Below are 4,202 nucleotides of genomic sequence, written 5' to 3'. Positions count from 1 at the left end.
GTCGATCAGCGCGGGCCGCCCGTCGGGGGTGGCCATGACGTTCAGCGCCCACAGGTCGCCGTGCGTCAGGCACGCGGGCCTGACCGGCAGCAGCTCGGGCAGCCGATCGCACAGCCGCTTCAGCGCCGCCCGGTCCGTGGCGTCGAGCGCCTCCTCGACGCGACGCTCGCCGAGCCAGCGCAGTAGACGGTGCTGGGCGAAGAACTCGAACCCGTCGTCCTCCCACGTGTTGACCTGCCGACGACGCCCCAGCCAGTTGTCCCGGTGCCACCCGAACCGTGGGTACCGCGTGGTGGTGTGCAGGTGGGCGAGCGCATGCGCGAACTGCTCCCAGAAGGCCTCGGTGCCAGCCCGGGGCTGCAGTGCGGACAGCACGAGCAGGTCGCGGTCCGCGAGGATGACCTCGGGCGTGGCGACGCCGCCCGCCTCGCGCAGCGCGGTGAGCCCCTCGGCCTCCACGGCGAAGGCATCGTCCGAGGGCGGCTCGCCGAACGCCTTGACGAACACCGACGTGCCGTCACGGCGGCGCGCGAGCCCCGCCGTCGCGGCGAGGCCTCCAGTGGCCGGCTCGACCGCGACGACGTCGGTCAGGCCGACCGCGTGCAGGCGTTGGAGCAGGAAAGACGTCGCGGCTGTCACGGGGGTGCTCCTCTCTGCTGGTTACGCATTATGGCAATCAGCGCCGAGCCCGCAGCGGCTCACTCACCTCAGGAGTCGATCCGCCTCGGCCCGACACGTATCCGTGGGCATCCCAGCAGCGCTGCGACGTGTGAATTGTCACAGAAGAAGGAAGCCAAGCCCTGGATTTTGACCGCCCGTCCGTGCAAAGCTGCGGCCGTGATCCCTGGCCACATCCGGCGAGATAGGATCACCAACCACTAGCGACCGTCGACGTTCGCAGGGAGGCCGTATGGGCACTGGAAGCGCACCAGAGTGCCGCGACGCGGTGGCGGCTGCCGTCACCACACTTGAGTCCGCTGTCTCCCGGCTGCGACAGGCATATGGCGACACGCTTGGTGTCCGCCGCCTGACCAGTGACGTCGCCAGGCTCTCCGAAGACCTCGAGGAACTGGGCGAGCCACATCCCGGCCGCCGCTCACACATCGACGGCCCGCTCGAGGCGATACCCGACACCCCATACGACCCCAGCATGTGGGCTGGAGCCGAAGACGAAGGTCTCGGCGCACCGGATCGGCACGCACCCTGATGACAATGACTGGAACCGAAGCCTCCGAACCAGAACGTCCGACCGGTACCGCGGCCGCCGCGACCGCGCCCAGTCCCGGCGGCGTCAACGCACCCTCCCGCGCCCGGATCAGCCTGCGCACGCTCCGTCAGGACCGTTACTGGCTGGCTCCGGCGCTCACCGTCATCGGTCTGAGCGCCTGGGTCATCTATGCGACCGTGCGAGTGTTCCTGCAGGAGAACTACTGGGTGGCCGAGCACCATTATCTGACACCGTTCTACTCGCCATGCATATCGAACGCCTGTGTACCGGAGTCCGCGCACATCGGCCGTGTGCTCGCCGACCATCCGCTCCTCCCGTACGCCGCGTTCAGCCTGCCGTTCCTGCTGTTGTTCAGGCTCACCTGCTACTACTACCGCAAGGCCTACTACCGCAGCTTCTGGCTCTCCCCACCTGCCTGCGCGGTGCCGGATCGGCACAAGTCCTACACCGGTGAGACCCGATTCCCGCTGATCCTGCAGAATGCGCACCGCTACTTCTTCTATGCCGCGCTCATCGTCACGCTGATCAACACCTACGATGCGATCCTCGCGTTCGACGGCGAAGACGGGTTCGGGATGGGGCTGGGCAACCTGGTCCTGCTGGTCAACGTGGTCATGCTGTGGGCATACACGCTCTCCTGCCACTCATGCAGGCATGTCACCGGCGGACGGTTGAAGAGCTTCTCCCGCAACCCGATCCGCTACCGATGGTGGACCTTCGTCTCCCGGCTCAACACACGGCACATGCAGTATGCGTGGATCACACTCGGCACCCTGGCATTCACCGACTTTTACGTGATGGCAGTGGCAGCCGGCTGGTTCGACGACCTACGTTTCTTCTAGGGACCGTGTGATGCGACGCCACAGCGCTGCCTCGCCAGGCGAGCCGATCGTCGCGCCGCCCGTCCACTCTCCGACCACGTCCCGCACCAGCGAAGGAGACGGCTCCAGATGACCGATCCCAGCACCATCGAACGTCACAGCTACGACGTGCTGGTCGTGGGCGCCGGCGGCGCCGGTCTGCGGGCCGCCATCGCCGCTCGCGACGCCGGGGCGCGGGTGGCCGTCATCTGTAAGTCACTGCTCGGCAAGGCACACACGGTGATGGCCGAGGGCGGCGCCGCGGCCGCCATGGGCAACGTCTACTCCGAGGACAGCTGGCAGGTGCACTTCCGCGACACCATGCGCGGCGGGAAGATGCTCAACCACTGGCGGATGGCGCAGCTGCACGCACAGGAGGCTCCGGACCGCATCCACGAGCTGGAAGAGTGGGGAGCGCTGTTCGACCGCACACCCGACGGGCTGATCTCCCAGCGAGACTTCGGCGGCCACCGCTACGCGCGGCTGGCTCACGTCGGTGACCGCACCGGCCTGGAACTCATTCGCACGCTGCAGCAGCGGACCGTAGCGCTCGGGATCGACGTCTACATGGAGTGCACTGTCACCCGGCTGTTGCAGAGTGACGGCCGGATCGCCGGTGCATTCGGCTACTGGCGCGAGTCGGGCCGGTTCATCGTCTTCGAGGCTCCCACCGTCGTCCTCGCCACGGGCGGGATCGGCAAGTCGTACAAGGTGACGTCCAACTCGTGGGAGTACACCGGCGACGGGCATGCGTTGGCGCTGCAGGCCGGAGCATCGCTGGTGAACATGGAGTTCGTCCAGTTCCATCCCACCGGCATGGTGTGGCCGCCGTCGGTGAAGGGCATTCTGGTCACCGAGTCGGTCCGCGGCGACGGCGGCGTGCTCCGCAACAGCGAAGGCAAGCGGTTCATGTTCGACTACATACCGGAGTTCTTCAAAGCCGAGACGGCCGACTCCGAGGAAGAGGCCGACCGTTGGTACAAGGATAAGACGAACAACCGGCGCCCGCCGGAGCTGCTCCCCCGCGACGAGGTCGCCCGCGCCATCAACTCCGAGGTGAAGGCCGGCCGTGGATCGCCGCACGGCGGTGTCTTCCTGGACATCGCCTCCCGGCACCCCGCGGAGTACATCCAGCGGCGGCTGCCCTCGATGTACCACCAGTTCAAGGAGCTCGCCGACGTCGACATCACCGCCGAGGCGATGGAGGTCGGGCCGACCTGCCACTACGTGATGGGTGGGGTGGCCGTCGAGCCGGACACGGCGGAGTCCGCGGTGCCTGGACTGTACGCAGCGGGCGAAGTGGCCGGGGGCATGCACGGCGCCAACCGGCTTGGCGGCAACTCCCTCTCCGACCTGCTGGTCTTCGGCCGCCGGGCGGGCACGGCGGCCGCCGAGGCGGCGGCGAGCGTCACCGAGCGCGCTGCCGTTTCGGACGACGACATACGCACGGCGGCCGAAGACGCTCTGGCACCGTTCGAGCGAGAAGGCGGCGAGAACGCCTACAGCGTGCAGCAGGACCTGCAGGACGTCATGCACAACCTCGTCGGCATCATCCGCAGCGCGGATGAGATGCAGAAAGCGCTGGAGGAGCTGGACCGGCTCCGGCAGCGGACGGCGCAGCTCAGCGTCGAGGGGCATCGCCAATACAACCCCGGCTGGCACCTGGCGCTGGACCTCAGCAACATGCTGCTGGTCTCTGAATGTATCGCCAAGGCCGCGCTCGAGCGGACCGAGAGCCGCGGCGGGCACACCCGGGACGACTTCCCGGCAACCGACGACACCTGGGCCACAGTGAATCTGCACTGCTCGCTCGACGAGAGTGAGCAGGCAGTGTCGATCCAACGTGAGCCGCTGCCCTCCATGCCCGACGACCTGCGCGACCTGTTCGAGGAGAAGTGAACATATGGGTTACGACCTGAAGATGAGAGTCTGGCGAGGTGACGAGTCGGGCGGCGACCTGGCCGACTACGTCGTGCCCGTCGAAGAGGGCGAGGTGGTCCTTGATGCGCTACATCGGTTGCAGGCCACTCAGACCGGCGACTTGGCCGTACGGTGGAACTGCAAGGCTGGCAAGTGTGGCTCGTGTAGCGCGGAGATCAACGGCAAACCCCGGT

The 4,202-nt window shown here is 67.4% G+C and carries 5 protein-coding genes; 4 read left to right on the top strand and 1 reads right to left on the bottom strand.

All coding sequences use genetic code 11. The features are described 5' to 3' along the window. Nucleotides 1-639 (bottom strand): fructosamine kinase family protein (locus tag ELR45_RS14960; protein ID WP_129667345.1); only part of this gene is annotated, 639 nt, incomplete at its 3' end. A 271-nt stretch (nucleotides 640-910) separates the two neighbouring features. Between ELR45_RS14960 and ELR45_RS14955 the strand changes: the two genes are divergently transcribed. The 4 genes from ELR45_RS14955 to ELR45_RS40915 form a co-directional block, all read left to right on the top strand. Further along, nucleotides 911-1,207, top strand: coding sequence for a hypothetical protein (locus ELR45_RS14955; protein WP_129667137.1), 297 nt, complete (start codon nucleotides 911-913; stop codon nucleotides 1,205-1,207). A gap of 5 nt (nucleotides 1,208-1,212) precedes the next feature. After that, complete coding sequence (locus ELR45_RS14950) at nucleotides 1,213-2,070, top strand: hypothetical protein (RefSeq protein ID WP_240759731.1); 858 nt, start codon at nucleotides 1,213-1,215, stop codon at nucleotides 2,068-2,070. Between the two features lie 108 nt (nucleotides 2,071-2,178). Continuing rightward, complete coding sequence (locus tag ELR45_RS14945; protein WP_129667136.1) at nucleotides 2,179-3,987, top strand: fumarate reductase/succinate dehydrogenase flavoprotein subunit; 1,809 nt, start codon at nucleotides 2,179-2,181, stop codon at nucleotides 3,985-3,987. A 4-nt stretch (nucleotides 3,988-3,991) separates the two neighbouring features. After that, the coding region (locus ELR45_RS40915) for a 2Fe-2S iron-sulfur cluster-binding protein (protein ID WP_240759730.1) at nucleotides 3,992-4,202 on the top strand (211 nt) is incomplete at its 3' end.

The organism is Phytoactinopolyspora endophytica (assembly GCF_004138495.1).
Classification (GTDB): Bacteria; Actinomycetota; Actinomycetes; order Jiangellales; family Jiangellaceae; genus Phytoactinopolyspora; species Phytoactinopolyspora endophytica.
The sequence above is the reverse complement of the archived record's forward strand: the minus strand, read 5'-3'. Positions and strand labels throughout refer to the sequence as shown.